General features: G+C 42.1%; 16 protein-coding genes and 1 pseudogene. 2 read left to right on the top strand and 15 right to left on the bottom strand.

The window, feature by feature from the left end; genetic code table 11:
- Positions 1 to 64: 64 nt before the first annotated feature.
- From RCO84_RS00480 to RCO84_RS00435, 10 genes are all read right to left on the bottom strand, one after another.
- Positions 65 to 457 carry a pilus assembly protein HicB gene (locus RCO84_RS00480; protein ID WP_117588060.1) on the bottom strand — a complete coding sequence of 131 codons (393 nt, stop codon included), beginning with the start codon at positions 455 to 457 and terminating at the stop codon, positions 65 to 67.
- A gap of 66 nt (positions 458 to 523) precedes the next feature.
- Positions 524 to 706 carry a type II toxin-antitoxin system HicA family toxin gene (locus RCO84_RS00475; protein WP_317583424.1) on the bottom strand — a complete coding sequence of 61 codons (183 nt, stop codon included), beginning with the start codon at positions 704 to 706 and terminating at the stop codon, positions 524 to 526.
- A gap of 223 nt (positions 707 to 929) precedes the next feature.
- Positions 930 to 2,933, bottom strand: a complete 2,004-nt coding sequence (locus RCO84_RS00470; RefSeq protein ID WP_317583422.1) for a hypothetical protein — start codon at positions 2,931 to 2,933, stop codon at positions 930 to 932.
- A 19-nt stretch (positions 2,934 to 2,952) separates the two neighbouring features.
- Complete coding sequence (locus tag RCO84_RS00465) at positions 2,953 to 5,490, bottom strand: hypothetical protein (protein ID WP_317583419.1); 2,538 nt, start codon at positions 5,488 to 5,490, stop codon at positions 2,953 to 2,955.
- Positions 5,491 to 5,607: 117 nt separating this feature from the next.
- On the bottom strand, positions 5,608 to 6,648 hold the full coding sequence (locus RCO84_RS00460; protein ID WP_317583418.1) for a DEAD/DEAH box helicase family protein: 1,041 nt from the start codon (positions 6,646 to 6,648) through the stop codon (positions 5,608 to 5,610).
- Positions 6,649 to 6,769: 121 nt separating this feature from the next.
- Positions 6,770 to 7,066, bottom strand: coding sequence for an HU family DNA-binding protein (locus tag RCO84_RS00455; protein WP_144154791.1), 297 nt, complete (start codon positions 7,064 to 7,066; stop codon positions 6,770 to 6,772).
- Between the two features lie 286 nt (positions 7,067 to 7,352).
- Positions 7,353 to 9,212: a leucine-rich repeat protein gene (locus RCO84_RS00450; RefSeq protein WP_317583417.1), complete on the bottom strand. Its 1,860-nt coding sequence runs from the start codon at positions 9,210 to 9,212 to the stop codon at positions 7,353 to 7,355.
- A gap of 366 nt (positions 9,213 to 9,578) precedes the next feature.
- The gene (locus tag RCO84_RS00445) at positions 9,579 to 11,135 is read right to left on the bottom strand and encodes an IS1182 family transposase (protein ID WP_317583416.1); all 1,557 of its coding nucleotides are present in this window, start codon (positions 11,133 to 11,135) and stop codon (positions 9,579 to 9,581) included.
- 209 nt (positions 11,136 to 11,344) lie between these two features.
- Complete coding sequence (locus tag RCO84_RS00440; RefSeq protein ID WP_317574022.1) at positions 11,345 to 12,481, bottom strand: HigA family addiction module antitoxin; 1,137 nt, start codon at positions 12,479 to 12,481, stop codon at positions 11,345 to 11,347.
- Complete coding sequence (locus tag RCO84_RS00435) at positions 12,468 to 12,797, bottom strand: hypothetical protein (RefSeq protein WP_144154785.1); 330 nt, start codon at positions 12,795 to 12,797, stop codon at positions 12,468 to 12,470. The genes RCO84_RS00440 and RCO84_RS00435 overlap by 14 nt, the downstream gene beginning before the upstream one ends.
- 318 nt (positions 12,798 to 13,115) lie before the next feature.
- On the opposite strand from RCO84_RS00435, the pseudogene RCO84_RS00430 reads away from it, so the two are divergent.
- Positions 13,116 to 13,484: pseudogene (locus tag RCO84_RS00430) on the top strand (helix-turn-helix transcriptional regulator); the annotation flags it as partial.
- A 68-nt stretch (positions 13,485 to 13,552) separates the two neighbouring features.
- Positions 13,553 to 14,248, top strand: coding sequence for a nucleotidyltransferase domain-containing protein (locus tag RCO84_RS00425; RefSeq protein WP_144154781.1), 696 nt, complete (start codon positions 13,553 to 13,555; stop codon positions 14,246 to 14,248).
- A 432-nt stretch (positions 14,249 to 14,680) separates the two neighbouring features.
- Here the strand turns inward: RCO84_RS00425 and RCO84_RS00420 are convergent, their stop codons facing one another.
- The 5 genes from RCO84_RS00420 to RCO84_RS00400 form a co-directional block, all read right to left on the bottom strand.
- Positions 14,681 to 15,283 carry a helix-turn-helix domain-containing protein gene (locus RCO84_RS00420; RefSeq protein ID WP_373690106.1) on the bottom strand — a complete coding sequence of 201 codons (603 nt, stop codon included), beginning with the start codon at positions 15,281 to 15,283 and terminating at the stop codon, positions 14,681 to 14,683.
- Positions 15,284 to 15,594: 311 nt separating this feature from the next.
- Positions 15,595 to 15,879, bottom strand: a complete 285-nt coding sequence (locus RCO84_RS00415) for a WG repeat-containing protein (RefSeq protein WP_317583412.1) — start codon at positions 15,877 to 15,879, stop codon at positions 15,595 to 15,597.
- Between the two features lie 21 nt (positions 15,880 to 15,900).
- The gene (locus tag RCO84_RS00410; RefSeq protein ID WP_317583410.1) at positions 15,901 to 17,685 is read right to left on the bottom strand and encodes a DEAD/DEAH box helicase; all 1,785 of its coding nucleotides are present in this window, start codon (positions 17,683 to 17,685) and stop codon (positions 15,901 to 15,903) included.
- A gap of 152 nt (positions 17,686 to 17,837) precedes the next feature.
- Positions 17,838 to 19,358, bottom strand: a complete 1,521-nt coding sequence (locus tag RCO84_RS00405) for a hypothetical protein (RefSeq protein WP_317583409.1) — start codon at positions 19,356 to 19,358, stop codon at positions 17,838 to 17,840.
- Between the two features lie 33 nt (positions 19,359 to 19,391).
- A complete protein-coding gene (locus RCO84_RS00400) occupies positions 19,392 to 19,838 on the bottom strand; it encodes a hypothetical protein (RefSeq protein WP_144154775.1) in 447 nt (148 codons plus the stop codon).
- Positions 19,839 to 19,875: the final 37 nt, after the last annotated feature.

Genomic DNA, 19,875 nt, shown 5'->3' with positions numbered 1-19,875 from the left:
CCCCGATACGTCTCGTACCAGGGCTTCGAGCTCTTTAACAATGTATATGAAACAATCATCTTTACTAGAAAGAGATTGCTCTAAAATCCTCTTTAATCTTGCCGACACAAGCTGACAGGCGTTGATAGTTTTTCTCTCCGGCTTTCTTCACACCGCTGATATATTGTCGCATGAGCGATGGGTTGATGCCAGCACGGCGGGCAATATCAGACGCATTGAGATATGAAAAGTAATTGAAGAATGATTGAATATCGTACTTGTAGATAAAATCTACTTCCGGCAAATCATCTTCAAACTCCCTAGCCTCCTCGTAGCAATCAAGCAAATCCTGCTTTGCCTCCTCTACGGTACGTCCCACAGAGTTGAAATGCCCCTTGTTTATCGCATCTTCTGTATGACACCAATACGAACCATCAGATGCTTGTTCTACTGTAACTAAAACCTTTCTTTTCTCCATACATTTATATTTTTAGTAAAAGAGCTCCACAAATAAATCCACACATGGCTCATAGATTGGCAGGGGCTATTCCCCTGCCAAATTTTTAAGCACTTTTATAGCAGTCCCTTTGGCCATCTCCTTGCAGTGCCTAGGCACATAATCGTAAGCGCCAGTCTTGGGATTGATCCATTTGTCGTGCTTTGAACCATGTTGAGACAGGATGCATCCCGCATCTCTCAGTCTCTTCAGTAATTCTGATTGTTTCATTATTTGTAAGAGCTCTTTGTCATTTCGACACTGCAAAGGTAACAAAAAAGCAACTAACCACCAAACATATAGGTAGCATTTTTGTTACATTAACTAAGATTTAACATTTATGCCTACATAATAAATATTCAAAGAAACAAAAAATGACTCATGGTATAGGCATGCTCTCACACCAAAAGAGGCGAGAGCATACCAAATATCTGAAACAAAAGAACTTAAAATACTACATTTCACTCCAATGCTTTGAGAACCTCGTTTCACTCTGGTTGTCCAAATACTCTTGCAAGAACTTAAATGGGAAAGGATAAGTCATCAGCTCATTCCATTGGCCAAAGCCCACAGCCAGCATATTCTTCAACTCCTGAATATCTTCCCATACACGTTCTTGATGATCCTTTTTCAAAATACAGATACGCCTTACATGGGGAACCTTGCCTATCTTGAAGGTAGCACCTGTATTGAAATTATCGGAATTATAACCAGATATGTAAGAGTAGGACTCTGATCCCTCCCCATCAAGACCTTCTTCCTTCCATAAATGAAATCCCATCAAACCACGCAAGAATTGATGGCTCGTACCCGCACCCTTTCTCTTAAACACGCAAATTGTTTTGTAATCTGGATCAGTCCCTTCAATAATCTTGCCATAGGTATCATCAATTTGCTTGGCATCCAAGATAGGAATCTCTTCTGTATCAATGATCAGATAAGCATTTCCCTCCTTCTCCATCACATGATAATCATGATTACCTTTCATTTTGAGAAGAGCAGATAAGCCCATTATAGAGGCAACAAAGGTGTCATAATCCTCTCCCAATCCATCATCAAAGCCATAAGGCTCAAATGCCATAGCTTTTCCCTCACACAACTTCAAGGATGCTCCATATACAACCTCCTTTTTTTGTTTAAAAAGCCAGAATTTCCAATTCCCTGCGATGGCTGCCATTTCTGATGGCATATAGCCCTTGACAATGCTATCCTTGACCAGTAGTTCCATCAAGATCCTCTTAGCCTTAGCCTCTGGCACATCATCCTCCTTGCCTCCACCATGATGAATCATGTGCTGGAAGGCAATACCACTTTCATACATACGCTTCACAGACTGCGAATAATGAGTTTCATCACCTATCTCCTCACATAACTTTAACAGCATATCCACCTTACCACCTCGCTTGACAACACTCACAACGTTCCCCATGGCGGCAAGCACACTCGCCTTGAATTGATCAACCTGCTTTTTTGAATCATCCGTGCCAAAAGGATCCTCCACAAGAATGGTCTTTCCCTGAAAGTATTCTTTCAACAGCTTTTCAACATTCTCCTTCGGATGACTCTCAAAGTAATCCAAAACCTGATGGTCGGAAAAATCAACTGTCAGCATACCATCAAAGAGCTTATTCACGTTTTCAATTACCTGGCAGATGACAAACAATCGGCTGTGATTGTATGTATCCTTGTTCCAAGGCCAATAAGGAACAGTGTTGTGAGAAGAAGAGAAGCGCTTCTTCTTGATGTAAACCTGGTCCAAACGATAATCACCTTCATTCAGTTTTTTGAGTATAACCGGCTTCAGATATTCTCCAAGCCATAACTCACCATCCATTTCCTTCCCCACCTGGGAAACACAGTTACTATACGCCTGCAACTGCTTGAAATCCTTAGGATGTGAAAACGAGGTAGTTCTGGCAGCCAGATTCATATACTTATTCACCTCCAACTTCAAGCAAACCAGTTCCTTCGACCTTTTGGATACCCCAAAGTTCTGGTCATAACAAACCAGCAACATGCCATTGTTGTACATCATGCCACCCTTGCCCTTCTTTCCGAGGGCATTGATTGCAAGCGACACGATAATGCGCTGCTGCAGGAATTCATCATACCCATGCAGATCATCTGACTTGCAAGCCACATCCTTCTGAACTTTCAAACTTTCCATCACCAGCTTCTCATCGCCCTTCTCCACCAGCACGAAAAATCGCGTATAGCCGTCTCTGCTGCTAAAAGGTTCATACTTTGCATATATGCCTACTACCGACAAAGATGGCGTGTCAGAGAGTTGTTCGTAAGAAAGATTCTTGCGCTCACGATCTCTCGTTTCCATCCTGTAAGATACAATGCCATACTTGGCAAAGAATGTTTCTCTGTTCCATGACACCATAAGCCTGTTGGTTGTCACAGGCAACTTCAATATCTCTTCTTTTGAAATATGCTCTATCTTTTTAGCCATATCACATCTTATTAAATAATTAACTTTCAATTAAACTTTTAATTTTCAACATAGCATCTCCCTGGACATGCCCATCTTCATCTATCAACCCACAAATCTCATACCTGTCCATCGACTCAAATGGCATCTTGAGCATGTTGATTGTATAAAGCGGACACCCCAGACGATTCTTCTTTTCCTGACGCTTCTCTAAAGTAGGCATATCCCCTTCTCTATCCAAATGCTCAATGGAAGGATTCATATTCTTCACATCAAATGCTACCTTATAGGAACCATCTGGATTGAGAACCACAAAATCAGCCAACTCATAATCCCGATCCTCCAAATGTGCAAACAGCTCTTCACTGCAATCCACATAACGAAGAACAAGCGCCTTGAACGCTTCCTCACCTATCTCTCCGGCATAATCCGCCATCAGAATCTCCGGGTGTAGGATAAGTCCATCCGAACTCCAGCCTGTAGCATATCCGTTCCTTTCGAAATGCTCATGGATAACCTTATTTTTCATCAACACATCCAATCTTACAGATGCAGGAGATACAGGATGCTGGCAGAAAGATCCATCCTCATCTCTTTCCCAATTGCCATAACACTTTCTCAGGAAAGGAACCATCATGGCCTGTTCATCAAGCTCCTGCAAGGAAGCCACCACAGGATTACGGATAATGGCCTGCTTGTAGTACTGATTCATGATTTGAGCCCTCTTGACGTAATAAGGAATCGACAAATCTTCACTCCCATCCTCTAAATTCTCATATTCCACCTCATAAGGATGTGGAGTGAAGAGTAAAGCCTTCTCCCTCATTTTACGCAATTTGCATTGAGCAGCCTGGGAATCATTATGCAGTTTGACCTCTTCAGCAGAAGCATGACTATCAACGCCGATCTCAGTATGCTCCTGAATATAACTGCTCAAAGCCTTGAATTCCTTGGTGTGTGACTTGTCACCCAAATCACCCATAAAGAATTCCGTCATCCCCTCATCATACAGAACGTAGGTAGACAGCGGTTTGTTTTTAGTTCTACATATTCTTCCCACAGCCTGCTCGACCATTGTCTGAGCCCAGGCTGCCTTGTCCATGGCCACAGCATCCTCCCTGAAACGGATACACTTCTTGGAAATTGCCTCTTCCAACCAGTGCCCCACCTGATTCTGAGTCAGCCAACTTCTCTCGTTGAGCATCATGAGCGACATCATAATCCGGTAGAGACCAGCATCAAAAGCCTGCTCCTGGCTATCATCATTGAAAGAGAGATAAGAGGTGGGACTCTGGAGATATACAGCATCCCAGTCCTTCTTCAGTTCATGTTCATCCTCCTCCCAGTTGTCACCCCTCTCATAATCAATACCTTCCGGTATCTTATACTGGAGATTGGCACCCGCCTTGAAACTACCGTAGGCCGTCACCAGCATCACCTTGGAAATGCTGCCATCACTCAATCTCTTCAAAACCTTGTTTTCCACGTCCTTTAAACTGTTGGACATGAACAGATGCTCATTCTGCCAATCAGGTAAACCACTCTCAAAGACATCCTCCATATGATCATCATTTTTCATCTTCTGCTTGTAGGATCCGTCAATCAGACAAGCGATAACGTTCATCTGCTTCTCGTAGGCTTGAGCAGCTCTATTCTGGAAAAAGAGCATACTGTGAATGTCATCATGCCAGTGGAACCAGTGATAAGCCTCGATGAACTGAAAGATACGATAGAACTCAAAAACTGCTTCATCAGCATTGGAAGCCTTACGGAAGATTTCTCTTCTGGTCAGCTTGAACCATCGGTCAACCAGTCCTTCCTCAACAGCATCTTCACAGAACATCTGCTTATATTTCTCAGGTAGGGTCATGTGTTCCTTGCGGCTGTCCTTGAACATATAATGCTCCAGTGGCACTACCTCTACCTGATGACGGCTAGGATACGTAGCTTCAACAAGCTCCTCAAACTTCCTGCTATCCTCTCTGACCAAAAGATGAACTTTCCTGCCCAAAGCCGACATCAGATACTCTATATCAAAGTTACTGATCACAGATTCACTTGAAGCCGTAGCAGAACAGAGTACCACAGCCACCTTGTCAGAAACCACCAGATCATACAGTATTTTCTCAGGCGTGGAGCTAATCTCCCTGCAAGAGAGCCTTACCCGGTGAAGACTGTCTCTTTCATCAAGCTCCTCCTGATATAACCGGCAACCATGCATATAGAAGGAATCGTCCTGAACCTTATATTTCTTGCCATCTACCTTAATGGTCAGATTCTTGCGGTTGGTGTAGTAATCCAGAAGTTGCTGCTCAAAGAACTTCTCTGAAACCACCTCAAAACGAGCCAGGAACGAATGGATTTCACCTTCCACCGTAGGCCACCCCAAGTATTGTTCCCTGTCATCGGTCTCATTTTTGAAAGCATCCTGCCTCTTCAGGAAAGCCTCTCTGACGCAACCACTCAGGAACTTCTTCACCGCCACAGTATTGCTTTCCGAGAGCTTGAGGAACTTATCCAAGGAAATCACCATGTCATACTTCCCAGACAGTTCTTCCTCATTCTCAGCATGAGACAATATGAAATTCTTCTCACCAGCCCGATAGCAAATGAAGGACCGAGCTTGTTCCTCTCCACCACAAATCTCCAACTTAAAGGTGGGACCGGCAAAGAACACACCACGTCGAAAACTGCTCTAATCCTCCGTATCTGCCAGAAAGATGTTCTTGTAAGGCAGTATATCCCCCATCTTCCGCTTCCAATTATCCTGGCAAATTTTCTGAGCCTTCTCCAAACTTTCCTTCAAAAGAGTCCCATCATATCTCTCTGTAAGGGTATCCTTGGCCGACAATAAGCCCAAATACTGCAAATAGCCGTGATATCCCTTGCCATATTTGTTGAAGCCTGCAGACTTTCTGCAAGCCTGACCAATGATGACATCACGCATGGCTACTGCTGCCTGATCAGACTCATCAAACAGGATTAAGGTCTTCTTGTCACAGAAATCCCTGATACAGACACTTTCCGACAAAATAGGATCAATACCAAGCATCGCCTTATGAACGGTCATCAGAAATACCTTCCTGCTGGCGTAGTTAACCTGCGGATAGACACTCTCCAATGAAGGAAAACGGCTCAGTATAGTCTTCACACCCACTTTCTTCACTTCTCCAGTAATAAGCAAATGCTTCTTGTAGTTGGCAAAGAAATCCCTGACAGCATATCTCAGCCGGCTCTCTTCTGCCTGTATCTGCTCTAGCAGAGAAGCATTCTCAGAATCATCTTGTAGTATGGCCACCAAAGCATTCATGCACTTAGCCAATTTCTCAACCTGCGCTAATCTGTTTTCCAACACAGCCACAGAAACCTTCTTCTTCCGCTGCTGCTCTATCTGATATCCCATTTCGTCCAGCAATTCCTGAAGACTTCCGGACCTTACTGCCTTCAAGATAACCTCCGTGTTGTTCTCTATTACAAGCTTCTCACTCAGCTTAAGACAACCAGGCTGATCGATAAACTTCTCAATCTCGCGATTCATACCCTCTATGAGCTTGTTCTGAACACACAGAATGATGATGCGCTCAAAATGCTTGGGATAATATTCACAGGTGAGTTTACCAATGGTATATGACTTGCCACCACCAGTTGCCAAGTCACAGATGTAAAGCCCAGGATGAACATAATGCTTGAATATCTCCTCCACATGGGCACTCAGTTCTTGCTTTTTATCTTTCATACAAAATATTTTTAAATCGTCCACAAAATTACGAGCTTTCTGTGCAGTGTATCTGCACAGAAACAAAAAAAGCCACCAGATGACTCTGATGGCTACCGATTTGAGATATAAACTAACTATCCTAACTTTGCTCATTACTATGCTTGCGAGAGAAGTATGGAAGGCTATCTGAAGCCTTGAATACCACCTTGTCACGAGCTGCAATGGTAATCTTCTCGCCTGTTGCAGGATTAACACCCTGGCGTTCCGCTACATGCTTGATGGAGAAACGGCCGAAATCAGGGATGGAAATCTCTCCATCTCCCTCCACGATGTTATCAGCCATCACACCCATCAGAGCGTTAAAGAACTTGGAGGCATCAGTCTTTGTGATGCCAGCCTTCTCAGCAAATGCTGCTACAATCTGTGTCTTATTCATTATTCTTACTTTTAAAAAATGGTGTGCAAAAATACTAAAAACCAATGAATTGAGCAAACAATTTGGTTAAAAAATAACCACTACTCACAAATCCCTACTACTAAATAGGGAAAATCCACCTTCCATTTAGAGTATCTCCCTTTGTCATCCCACTAAATCGCCACATCTTTGCAACCGTAATCAAGAGACTGAAGATATCTCGATGATACAGTAGAAGTAATTAGAATAGTATCAATTTTGCCTGTATCTTTTTCTTGCCGTAATAACCAAGGAATAATCTAAAAAGTTACCCAAATATTTTATCTCCGAAGCGGGAGATTAATTTCTGTTTAAAATCGTTTGGGAAATTGCAATCCCTAAACGCATCTTTATCAATGCTGACAACACCATCTGGAATAACAATACTCTTTAAAGATTCACAACCGATGAATGCCCCTTCTCCAATACTAGTTACACCATCAGGAATAACAACGCTACTCAAAGAAGTGCAACTCAGAAATGCACCCACAGCAATATGAGTTACACTATTAGAAATAACTAGGCTCTTCAAAGATCTACAACCACTAAATGCATAATCCCCAATGCTGGTAACACTGTCAGGAATGACGAGACTCTCCAAAGATTCAGCCATATTAAATGCCCAATCCCCTATGCTAATTAGACACTTTGAAAGAACGAGACTATTCAAAGAAAAGCAATATTCAAACGCTCTATTTCCTATACAAGTCACACTGTCCGGAATAACAATACTCTTCAAAGATTCGCAACCACTAAATGCACCACTCCCAATGCTAGTTACGCCGTCAGGAATTACAATACTCTTCAAGGATTTGCAACCACTAAATGCCATTTTCTCAATACTGGTGACGCCACCAGGAATGACAAAGTTCTCCAAAGATTCGCAAGTACAAAAAGCACCATCCCCTATGCTGGTTACACCATCAGGAATAACAAGACTCTTCAAAGATGAGCAATAACAAAATGCCAATGTATCTATGCTTGTCACACTGTCAGGAATAACAAGACTCTTCAAAGAACGGCAATGCTGGAATACACAAAATCCAATGCTAGTAATACTATTTGGAAGAACAATATTCTTCAATGATTCGCAGTGACTAAATGCACCATCTCCTATACTGACAACACTATCTGGAATGACGAGGCTCGTCAAAGATTCGCAACCGGAAAATGCATCTCCCCCAATGCTGGTAACATAGTCCGGAATGACATATGATGTAATGTCTTTGTCTCTAAACGAGATAATTGTACTTTTGTCTTTGTTAAACAACACACCATCTTCAAAGATAAAATTCGGAGACAAACATTTCGCTTCTCCATTCCACTTGCAAAAGAGATTACCATTAATGCTGACAACACTTTCCGGAAGAACGAGATTCTTCAACGAACCACAATAGGCAAATGCACCATTTCCAATGCTGGTAACACCGTCTGGAATAACAAGACTAGCCAGAGAAGAACAACCAAAAAATGTTTCATCCCCAATGCTTGTAATACCATCTGGAAGAACAATACTCTTCAAAGAAGAACAACCCTCAAATGCACTTTCCCCAATGCTAGTAACACTATTAGGAATAACAAGGCTACGCAAAGATTTACAGTCTTCAAATGCCCTGTCACAAATAATCTTTGTCCCCTCTTTTATGGCATAAGTACCCTTAAGCTTTTGTGGAACTTTCAATAGTTTTCTTCCATCTTTGCTGTATTTCACGCCAAATTCATCTGTAATGGCCTCATTTAACTCTGCTTTCGTTGCTTCTGTTGACATATCCTCTACTTTCAACTGAGAAGCACCCAGAGAATCACCATTCACCCAATCCATCAACAGTACCGGATATTTCTCCTCTTTACCTTGACTCAGAACCAGGAGTTCCTTCTCCAGATACTTCATAGAACTACTGTTGGAAGACGTATCAGCACATCCTTTCTGAGCTTTCGTAAAACACTTGAGAGCATAACATTTCCCGGTAGTCTTGTCCTGCATCTTGAATACCACGGAAGAATCACCACTGATATGATAGGGTTCTCCATGACCATCTAATACGACAGAAAGGTGAGACAACTTGTCAAGATTATTACCGGCATCTTGAATAGCCTTCATATATTCTAATAGGGTTGGATACTGCATAGCTTTTACAATTAATGATTCATATAGCCGTATGAATATACGACATGGCAAAAGTACACATTAAATTTCAAACCAACAAAAGAAACAGCAGAAAACTTATAGAATAGTGCCCAAAAACAAGTTTTTTGCCTCTTTCCTAAATTGGCACTATCATAAATAATAAGAGGGTGTGTCATAAGTCTGTGACGCACCCTTTTTTTTGTGTGTTTCTGTATATTCTAGTTGAATCGTAGTCTTTCTTCACAAAGGGAATCTTATTATATTGTATAGAAACTTTACTTTTCTTGTTTTATCGATAACAAAACAGCCCCAAAGCTCACAAAAGGGCATAATTGTCCCAGACGGTAAAACTGTCCAAATTGAGTTTTATCGTTTTATCCCCAAATATTTCTTCAAATTGAATCCTATACCGAACAACCCTATGTCCATGTAAACTTTGTCCTTTCCGAAATGCCTGAATCGCTTATAATGCATATCTGCCTTCATCTGCCCAAATACAGCTTCCGGCTCTATCGGTCGCTGGCTTCTGTGTTTCAAGCCCTCTTCAGACGTTAGTAGCAGGAAGGCTTCCTTTTTATATGCATTCAGTTTATGGTTGACATATATGGTTCTGTTGCCTTTGGATTTCTTGCAGAGACTTCCAAGCGGACATCCATCACATCGTTGTGCTCTATATAATGTAATGACAGACACATAGCCGGAGTCACTTTTCGTTTGCCGTTGTCCACAAGGTTCCATGTGTTGTCCCATGGGGCAGACATAATAGTCATCATCCCTGTTGTAGTAGAAGTTCGCTTGGTTGAAGGCATCCTCCTTGAAAGGCTTATGCTGTTCCTTGTGAAACCAGTTGTACTTTACATAACCCATCATCTCTTCCATCTCTAGGTACTCGTAGTTCTCCTCCGAACCATACCCTGAGTCTGCGGTGACGCTCTTGGATTGCTTTCCATATCTTTTCTTGTACTTATCCAAAAAAGGCTTGAAGGTCAGGGTGTCTGTTGGATTGGGATAAAGGGCGAAATTCGTCCAATATTGATTCTCTGTCGCAATTTGAAGGTTATAGGCAGGCTTTGTCTGCCCATTGTTCATGGCATCTTCCTTGAGGCGCATGAAGGTCGCATCGGGATCAGTCTTGGAGTAACTGTTTCTCTCGCCCAGTATATCCAGTGATTTTTCATACTCGCGCAGTTTGTCCGAGGCTTTGAACAAGTGATCTATCTGAGTATTTAGCTTTTGCTTCTCTCTTCCTGTAAGCTTTGCCTTAGGAAGGTTCTTCACTTGCCTCTCACACAAACGTGCACTTCTCTCTACATCCTTGGCGGAAGTGGCTGGCTCGCTGTCTTCTTCCCTAATGTCACTCCCGCCATTCAGGCGAATTTGTTCTTTTATCTGAGCCAATGCAGCAGATGTCTTTTCCAAGAGCTTAGCCCTGTTCTTTTCCACGGTCTTCTTCCATACAAACGTGTACTTGTTTGCTTTCGACTCTATCTTAGTGCCATCAACATATTGTTCCTCCAGACTAATCACGCCCTTTTCAGCCAATATGGAGACGACCGCATCAAAATAGAAGTCGATGCATTTTATCATATGATTGGTTCTAAAGCGGTTGATGGTCGCGAAAGACAGTCGCTTGCCTCCACAAATCCACATATAGCGAACATCGTATTTAAGTGCGTCCGCTATGCCACGACAGGAATAAACGCCATTGATATAGGCAAAAACAACTAAACTTAGAAGCATCTTCGGACTATAAGGAGGAGCACCAATCCCATCATAGGTATCCATGAGAGGGTTGATGTCCATACTGCGAACAATACGATCCACCATACGAACTTTGCTGTCTTTTGGCACATAATCATCGAAAGAGTTAGGAAAAAAGCTCAATTCGTGCCGAGTTTCAGATTTTATTTGTATCTTTGCCATACTTAAAGAAGTTTTCTGCAAAGATACAAATCTTTTGCGGAAAGGCAAAGCCCGAGCTTGTGAAAGTTTGGGCTTTGTTGTAAATAAAAATGTTTTTTAAAGATTTCGTATCTGTGAAAAGGCAAAAAATAAAAAGGGGTGCGCCACAGACTTATGACACACCCTCTCATAAAGAAAGTATATTTCCGAACTATTGTTAACAGTCTTTCCTAAATGAAGTTTTCTTGTATTGGATGAGATATTTTTTCTGTGCTAGACCCTCGTAAAGCATACTTGTGAGTTTCAAATTTATATCTCCACATGACAAGTCCAAAATCCAAACCTTTTTTCTTAGCTTGTAATTTAAGATGATGAACTATATCATTTACTCCTATTCCCTTAGAACTTGTATTCATAATGTCTTTCCAGACATTAGGAGCAATTAGAATATCTTCAGCAAACTTGTTAGCTTCTTCTTCCTTTTGGTCTGTAGAATATGCTCCATCTGAAATATAAGCAACATTTGTATTGGGCTTAAGATGTAACTCTATATGTCCTAACTCATGAATGATATTGAATATCAACTTGCAAATATCATTGTAACGATGAGTTGTAACGATAGCCGGATAACCATCTACCCAAGAAGAATAGGCATCTATTGGAGCTTTTTCGAGTTTAGACACAAAAGAGTAAGAGATACCATATTTAAATAATATCTCTTTTGTTTGTTCTTCTGTAATCCTATTGTTATGTGCAGCAGAAGCTATTTCCATAGCAGCCTTACGGGCATTACCCATCTCATACCCATGAGTAGGTCTGTTATGCTTAGCTGACACGTAAGCCAGAACTTGCCATGTCCTAAGATTTTTCTCGTCAGTCTCTACCTTTGTACTCTTTTTGAAATTACCATTGTAAGCAGACTGGAAAGTTGGAATCTGAGATGGCTCCATTCCAAATATTTGTCTCAATGCATCCAATTTCTCTTGAACAAACAAAGAAGATCTAATCTTCAGTTTAGCATACAGTTCTTTCATGTTCAAAAGACTGGACAACATGTATTCTTGATCAATAGAAGCCAGCTCTTTTTCATTACGAAGTTCTATAGCAACTACATCCTTATCGTATTCAGCTTGCAGATTAAGCCAAAAAGATGATTTTATACCTAAAGCCTTTTCTAACTTGACAGCTAGAGCAGAAGTGATAGTTTCTTTTTCCCTTAACATTCTGCTAACGTTGGAGGCTTGCATTCCCAAGCGTTCTGCCAATTCTTTTTGTGACATTCCTCTTTCCTTGATTTCATCCTTAATGATTTCTGTAGGATGAGTAGCCATGAAAGGAACTTGGTTGTCAATTCTACTTGTCTCCATAATGTTCGCTTATTGTAATTAATTTAATGACTATACCTTCCTCATGTTCTGTGAACAAAAGGCGATATTTAGACTTGTATCCTATTCTGACACTACTGTAACCAAGCAAATCTCCAACAAGAGGTTCGTAATGCAAAGAACCAATGTCTTTCAATTCGGAAACATTGTCCACCATTTTCATTTTCTTTAAAACCTTAGCTAAGTCGGTTTTAAAAGATGCATTACTACTCAATTTCTTGTAAAGACGATTAGTTGTGCAGTGACCTCTTAAGATTAAGTCTGACAATTCAATATCTTCACACTCTATTTTCAACATAAAATGCTCATTTTGGGTACAAAGATAAGTAAAAAATATCAAATATGATAATTTTTAGGGATAAAAATACTTATTATTCCTTATTTTTGAACACTTTATACATTTTTTTGCTGATTTCCATAACTCTTTTGCTAAACAACGGGTACTATGCTAAAAGCCACATTGTGCAAGCAATGAATTTAAAATAAGATGATTCTAGGCTCCCCAAAACCTCCTAAACTACCTTAAAATGCAGGAAAAAGTTAAATGATCGTTGCTACGCAAATAGATTGCGGAGTTATTTGCTATCTTTGCAACAGAATTTAAAAAGAATAGCTTATGCCAGCAAACAAGAATGCCCTGATAAGGTACAAGACAATAGATAATTGCCTGAGAAACAAGTATCGCCGATGGACCATCGACAACCTGGTGGATGCTTGCAGCGATGCCCTCTATGACATGGAAGGCATCTCAAAAGGTGTGTCTTTGAGAACCGTACAGGCAGACCTGCAGATCATGCGTAGTGACAAGCTGGGCTACAATGCCCCTATAGAGGTGTATGATGGCAAATACTACCGCTATGCAGACCCCAACTATTCCATCTTCGACATGCCTCTGTCTGAAAACGACTATGAGATCATGAAAGAAGCCGTAGAAATGCTCAAGCAGCTGGAGGACTTTGACCACTTCTCGGAAATGGCAGACATCTATTATGAAGAGCCTTTCCATTTCGGAGAAGGCGACAATTGAAGACAACAATTAAAAAGAAGAAAGAAATGAAAGAACAGAATAATAATCAACCAGAGCAGAACGCCATCCGGGAAAGAATTAGCAAACACCTTCGGGAAATCGAGGAGCAACACCACATCAAGATACTGTATGCCGTAGAATCCGGCAGTAGGGCATGGGGCTTCTCATCTCCTGACAGCGATTGGGATGTACGCTTCATCTATGTCCATGAACCAGAGTGGTACTTCCATATCGAAGAGCAAAAGGATACCATCGAGCAGATGTTCCCTGATGAAACAGACATGTCCGGCTGGGATCTGAAGAAAGCCCTGCGCCTCTTCAAAAGTTCCAACCCTTCACTCTTTGAATGGCTCCACTCTCCTATCATCTACCAAATGGACGAAACGTTCATCAACGAGATCCGCCAAATGGAAACCCAATATTTCCTTAAGGAGAAAGCCATGTTCCACTACAACCATATCTACAAGAAGCATAATGACAGATACATCAAGGACTATGGACTGCCATTGAAGAGATTCCTCTACTACCTCAGAGGTATCCTTGTTTGTAAATGGTTATCTGACAAAGGCACCATCCCTCCTGTAAGATTCACAGAACTGGTGAATGCCACTGTAGAGGATACTGACATGAAAGCAAAGATCGCTCACCTGCTGGAACTCAAAAAGAGAAGCAACGAACATAACCTGGAACCAGTAGATGAGCAGCTCTTCGCTTGGGCATAGGAATGGGCAGAGTTCTACAACCAAAAGGTTGAGCAACTTCACCCTGAGAAAAAGACCAGTCATGATGACAAGCTCAACATGCTGATGTACGATACAGTAAACAGAATGGCAACGGCGATATCCAACGCCACATCTGTACTGCTGCTCAAATTGTAAAATGCAAAAAGGCTCAAAGCCACATTCCTGAAGGTAAACAGAAATGTGGTTTTGAGCCTTCTTGTTAACCTGAAACCTAAAAGCAACCAGATCTGAACAACAGGTAAATTGGAATACCTGAATTATTGAGCAATGAAAGGCTGCTAAGACAGATGTCTGTTGCCGTTAAAGCGTTGCATTGCATTACCAAATTCCTTGATGGATAATGCAAAGAACAGAAATACAGCTACTATTGACGCTAAAAAACACCAATTTTCATAATCTTTTATAATAATTCTATTTGTAGGTAATGAGTCTCTGCCCGGTCTCCCATCCACCTTTACGGTTGAGCATGTCCGGTTCATACCATTTGTTGAAAACCACATAGTCACGCTTTGGCTGACGGACGATCACAGCGTTGAACTGTACATTGGTATGGGTCTTTCTCCCCCGGAACGGAATATACTGTCCCTGATAGGAATGAAGCCCGGACACAAAGGTTCCACCGCTATTCTGGTCAATGCCCACACTTGTAATGATGATGGTGTTGTGCACATACGTCTTACCATCGAAGCAGGAACCATAGTAGTTCCTGCAGAATATTTCCAATACATACTTGCAGTCTGCTGCCGAGAGCTGCGCCTTGCATATCCCCACATACAGGATAGCAAGAAGAAACAAAATTATCTTCTTCATATTTAAGTAATCCGGGTTTATCTCCAGGGCATCGCACAGGGCTATCACTATGCCACTTTTAGGCAGCATCACTCCTTTTTCATACTTGAATAGAGTTTGCCTGGTGATAATGTTGCCCATCATATCACATAGCTGCTGCATAGACAATCCTCGCATTAATCGAGCGTTATGCAATCTTTCTGCAAAGCTTTTCTTTAAGTCCATTATATTATTATTTTGGAATAGTTACCTTTTGGCAAGAAGATTCTTACTAAGAGCCTTCTAACTTATTAGTTACTAATATTTGTTCCATAATCTTCTCCTTTTAAACGTTTAAAGTCTTTTTGAATATACAAAGATACATGATCCCCCTCACATCGCCAAACTTCTTGCATTATTTTAACGCAAACGATACGTAAACACTTAGAACAACAAGCTTGCTTGATTGTTATGCAGAGGACAATTTTATCCTAGAAGACCAGGAAGGCAATGAACTTGATTTCCTCCTTAATAGCATTCCATTCTCATACAGTAGATCATTTCAGATGGATGGTCTGTATTTTCCCCGTAATATCAGTTACCACAGCGATCCCCCCATCACGAATCTCCACCTTCTCATATTTGGCATCAACTATCACCTTGCCTTTTACTGTCATAACACCCCAATGCCTGGGAATCTGTTCAAAGGCGCAATAGGCACCGACTGGTTGCGCTATACTATGGTAGAGAGGTGGCACGATAACTTTACCATCTACCTTCACACCCCATTTCTTTCCTGCTTGATATAATTCTACATGCCCTGCCTCCGACTTCTCTTGCATCAGCAATAACTCCTGTTCCTCTTACTTTTTCCTGCGCTGCATTTCCATGTCATAAACTTGCTTACCAAGCCGAGGCATCGCAACCATCAAATTCTCGCTTTCTGTTTTGGGTTGATTGCAACCTATATAGGTCTTTTTCAAGCTGGAGTCAACGAAGTAATAATCCTCATGGCTGTCCATGACCACTATGCCACTGTCGTATAGGTCGGCGCACAGCCAATATACATGAGTATGGTCGCCACGTAAAAAACAAACCTTTTCACTGTTTTCTTTATGCATTCGCATAGAGCCGCCATCCTCCTCTTTATATATCCATTCCTGACAACCACTGGCTGTAGAGCGTTGAAAGTTGTAGATTAAATAATATCCATAATTCCATAGGTCATATTGGGGAGGGCGAAAAGGTAAAGCAAAGTACTCGTAGGTACGAGATCTGAAGAGACCATTATATTCGACGAACTCCCATTTATTGATGGTGATTACCTCGGGAGCATCTTTCGCATGAATGTCCTCGTCTATGACAGCTCTTGCCAAGAGGTCGTAGTAACATACAGTCTTTCTGCGAGGTCGGTAGGATAAGATATTACCTTGCAAGAACTTCATGTCATAATAGTTGCCTGGTTCTATCACCTGTTCGCCTTGTCGGTTCACTACCGTCATCTTTCCATCAGGCAGCTTGATGATGGCAAACTCCCCTTTGCTATCTACAAACTCACGATACTGTATCCTTTGGAGCAATTCTTCATGGCTCATCACCATCATCATTTCCGAGTCTGGATGAATCTGAATATCGTCTTGCTTTTCGTTCACCAGGAAAAACTCTCTATCCTTTGGAGTCTCCTTTCTCTTGCCAACTTTCAGCTTTCCCTCGAACATAGCATTCCAGTTCCATACTTGCGAAGGTAACCCGAACACCCGATATAGTCCTACATTATCTATAATTACGCAGTTCTTCTTTCCCTTAGCCACTCGCAATCCTCGTCCCACCATCTGCAGATACTTGGCAAGTGACAGCGTTGGTCGAGCCAACTGTACAAACTCCACATCCGGGCAGTCAAATCCCTCCGAGAAGATGTCCACATTCACCAGCACTTGGATGTCACCTTTCTTGAAGGCTTCAATGTCTTGCTGTCTTTCTACTGCAGGTGTCTTCGAGTCTATGGCTATGGATTTCACGCCATTTTCCTGATACAGCTTTGTGATTTTCTGGGCATGACTGATATTGATAGCATACACGATGCCCTTTCTGTCTCTGCCAAATTCTTCCAAACTCTGATAGAGCCTTTCGATACTCGGTTTCTTATTCAGCAACATATCCATTTCCTTGTTCTGGTAGTCACCATCAGCCCCTCGCTTCTGCAAGGAATCGATGAGCCGTTGCGTCACACCATCCGATTTGATGCTCACGAAATCGTATGTCGCCAATCTTCCCTTGCTGATAAACTCAGGAACACTCCACGACTGCACCAAGATATCAAACAAATCAGTAAATCCCTTACCATTTAATCGGCAAGGTGTAGCCGTCAGTCCCAGGAACTTAGCATTCGGGAATCTCTCCCACATCTCCTTATAGGTCTTGGCAAGGGCATGGTGCGCCTCGTCAATCACTATCATTCCCGGTTCTTCCTCTATCTCGTCATAGTGTCTCATCAGCCACTGAATGGACATCGCCTTGACGGATGACAATAGGGAAGAGGTGTTTGATGCGTAATAAGAATGGAACTTTCTTACGGTTTCGTCTATCTGCGACACCAGCTCTCTTCTATGGGCTACAATCCATACTTTCTCCATTGGATTGTTGCTCACAAAAGAGTCTATGACTGCTGTTAACAGGTATGTCTTACCTGTCCCGTTGGCATTTGTGCCATCACGGACCGGTGAAGGCGCAACTCACCTTCAATGCGCCCCTTCATATCCTCCTGATAATCATAAAGTTTGATTTTCATCACCCAATAGAATTATTTAAGCGTTTCATTCATTTTGCTCCAGTCTCTGTTCATCAGTTCCTCTATCATGCCATAAATCTTTTTAGCATATCTCGTTCTGGCATGATTGTCATAGAGCGTTCCACTCAGGATACTTTCATAAAATAGGATGACAAGGCTTTCAGCCTGACACCTGAACCTCCTATATTGCCTTTCATCATACTCCTTGTTGTGCCAGTAGTAGGCACCCGCCCAATTACGCTGATGATCATTCAAAATCTCTGAGGAAAGGAAAACATACTTAATCAAAGTAGCCTTCCTAACCTTCATCAATTCGTTTATCTTGCTGTGGAACACCAAAAAGGCATTGAATGACATGCCCTCCATGACGGTTTTCAATTCAGCACTCTTTTTCTTGACAAGAACCTGATCTGCCTCCACCTTCGCAGCAATCTCATTCTCCTGCTTGATCTGTTCTTCCAGATAGGTAGTGTCCCATTTCCTCCAGATGAGCTTCCTGATATAGACGTCCAGTTCCAAGGCCAACTTACCTTCCAGAGTCTCCTTCACCTGAAATTTCTCATCCAATAATAAGTCGCGCATCTTCGATAACAACTGATAAACTGTTGAAGAAATCAACTCCCGCTCAGCAGCAGCATCTTCTCCAGCAATTACCTTCTCACCCAAGCAAGCAATATTCTTCTCCAATTCCCCCAACTCATCGGAAGAAAAGAACCCAAATTGCTCCAACTTGCTCATCATGCCATGAATTTCAAAATACAAGGCATTGCAAAATGTGACAAAATCCATGTCTTTCAGCGACTTCATGAAGATAGGAAGATAGCAGATGACAGGATAAACCTCCATACTCTGAGGCATCTCCATTTCCTTCGGCAAGTCCACCCCCGAAGCCTTGCCATCCTCTCTTGCTGTCGATATGATCTCGCCCGTCTCAGGATTTCGGGCATCCAGATAATTGCCGAAGTCAAAGTTCTTGTCTATCTCGTCAATACCAGTCAACTCCTTCAGCAATATCTTCGGCTGCTTGGCATCGCTCTTCATGATTTCCTTGAACACGTCCACGCTTGCCATGCACAGATTACCCACGGCAGAGGCAAAGGGCACGTTCATCAGCAGATTGCCATGCAACAGGTCATCGAACTTTTCTCCATAGATGCGCATGGAGATATACCATTCCTTGGGATTACCCTCAAAGCCGATGGAGGAGATATGAATGTCCTCAGCCGTATCGGTATGCTGTCCATACAGACTGCTGATGACAGGATATTTCTTCCGAAAATGTTTCTTGATGATGCGCTCAAAACGGTCATAACCATTCTCAGCAAAATCAAGTACATGCGCCCATCGGCAACATGCCATGATATATCCGTCATGGTTCAGGAAGTTCATGTTGAAGTACTGGTGTTCGTTGATTCTCACCGTCACTTCCAACTGCTTGTTGGTCTTTTTGTTGAACGCAAACGTGCCTTCAGACGGAAAATCCAAAGGCACGCTGGTTGTGAACACTGGTAAAATTATAGGTGCTTCTCTCATTGTTTCTGTTTCATTATTGGCGTAGTTGATGATTTACAGGAGTGATTTCTCCATGTCGTTTGGCTCACGAGTCACAGCCATCGGCTCTCCTTCAAATGGTATCTCAGGCATCAAGTCCATCAACTTCTTCTTCATGCCTCGATGATTGGGGTATTGTCCTGCCGTCTCTTTGATATAGCGGCATACCTCCTGTCGTTTCTCCTCGTTGTTCCATATCTTGACAGCTTCCACCAGGGCTTGATAGCTGTCGAATATCAGTTTACCGATACGTCTTTTGTTTTCGCCTACCAGTTCTTGTATGTCATCTCGGTTGATGAGCAGTGGTATATGCTTGCACAGCGCCATGGCGATGCCATAGGCAGCATCAGGCCTGTTCTTGGCCAAAATCTGTGGGATGGATTTCTTGTGCCATCGTTCCAACAGTCGCAGCTGAGCCATAAAGTCATCATTGTCTCTTGGCTCAAAGCTTACTTCCTGCATCAGATATTTGGAGTATTCCTCGTCATTGTCTACGCTC

The sequence above is a fragment of the Segatella copri genome, from assembly GCF_949820605.1.
In the GTDB taxonomy this organism is placed as follows: domain Bacteria; phylum Bacteroidota; class Bacteroidia; order Bacteroidales; family Bacteroidaceae; genus Prevotella.
Note: the sequence above shows the minus strand (reverse complement) of the source record. Positions and strands in the feature narration are given on the sequence as shown.

Bases quoted from the DNA above. Each gene is read 5' to 3' on its own strand.
- RCO84_RS00480 (WP_117588060.1), bottom strand. From the start codon at position 457: ATGGAGAAAAGAAAGGTTTTAGTTACAGTAGAACAAGCATCTGATGGT.
- RCO84_RS00475 (WP_317583424.1), bottom strand. From the start codon at position 706: ATGAAACAATCAGAATTACTGAAGAGACTGAGAGATGCGGGATGCATC.
- RCO84_RS00470 (WP_317583422.1), bottom strand. From the start codon at position 2,933: ATGGCTAAAAAGATAGAGCATATTTCAAAAGAAGAGATATTGAAGTTG.
- RCO84_RS00460 (WP_317583418.1), bottom strand. From the start codon at position 6,648: ATGAAAGATAAAAAGCAAGAACTGAGTGCCCATGTGGAGGAGATATTC.
- RCO84_RS00455 (WP_144154791.1), bottom strand. From the start codon at position 7,066: ATGAATAAGACACAGATTGTAGCAGCATTTGCTGAGAAGGCTGGCATC.
- RCO84_RS00450 (WP_317583417.1), bottom strand. From the start codon at position 9,212: ATGCAGTATCCAACCCTATTAGAATATATGAAGGCTATTCAAGATGCC.
- RCO84_RS00445 (WP_317583416.1), bottom strand. From the start codon at position 11,135: ATGGCAAAGATACAAATAAAATCTGAAACTCGGCACGAATTGAGCTTT.
- RCO84_RS00440 (WP_317574022.1), bottom strand. From the start codon at position 12,481: ATGGAGACAAGTAGAATTGACAACCAAGTTCCTTTCATGGCTACTCAT.
- RCO84_RS00435 (WP_144154785.1), bottom strand. From the start codon at position 12,797: ATGTTGAAAATAGAGTGTGAAGATATTGAATTGTCAGACTTAATCTTA.
- RCO84_RS00425 (WP_144154781.1), top strand. From the start codon at position 13,553: ATGAAAGAACAGAATAATAATCAACCAGAGCAGAACGCCATCCGGGAA.
- RCO84_RS00420 (WP_373690106.1), bottom strand. From the start codon at position 15,283: ATGGACTTAAAGAAAAGCTTTGCAGAAAGATTGCATAACGCTCGATTA.
- RCO84_RS00415 (WP_317583412.1), bottom strand. From the start codon at position 15,879: ATGCAAGAGAAGTCGGAGGCAGGGCATGTAGAATTATATCAAGCAGGA.
- RCO84_RS00405 (WP_317583409.1), bottom strand. From the start codon at position 19,358: ATGAGAGAAGCACCTATAATTTTACCAGTGTTCACAACCAGCGTGCCT.
- RCO84_RS00400 (WP_144154775.1), bottom strand. From the start codon at position 19,838: ATGCAGGAAGTAAGCTTTGAGCCAAGAGACAATGATGACTTTATGGCT.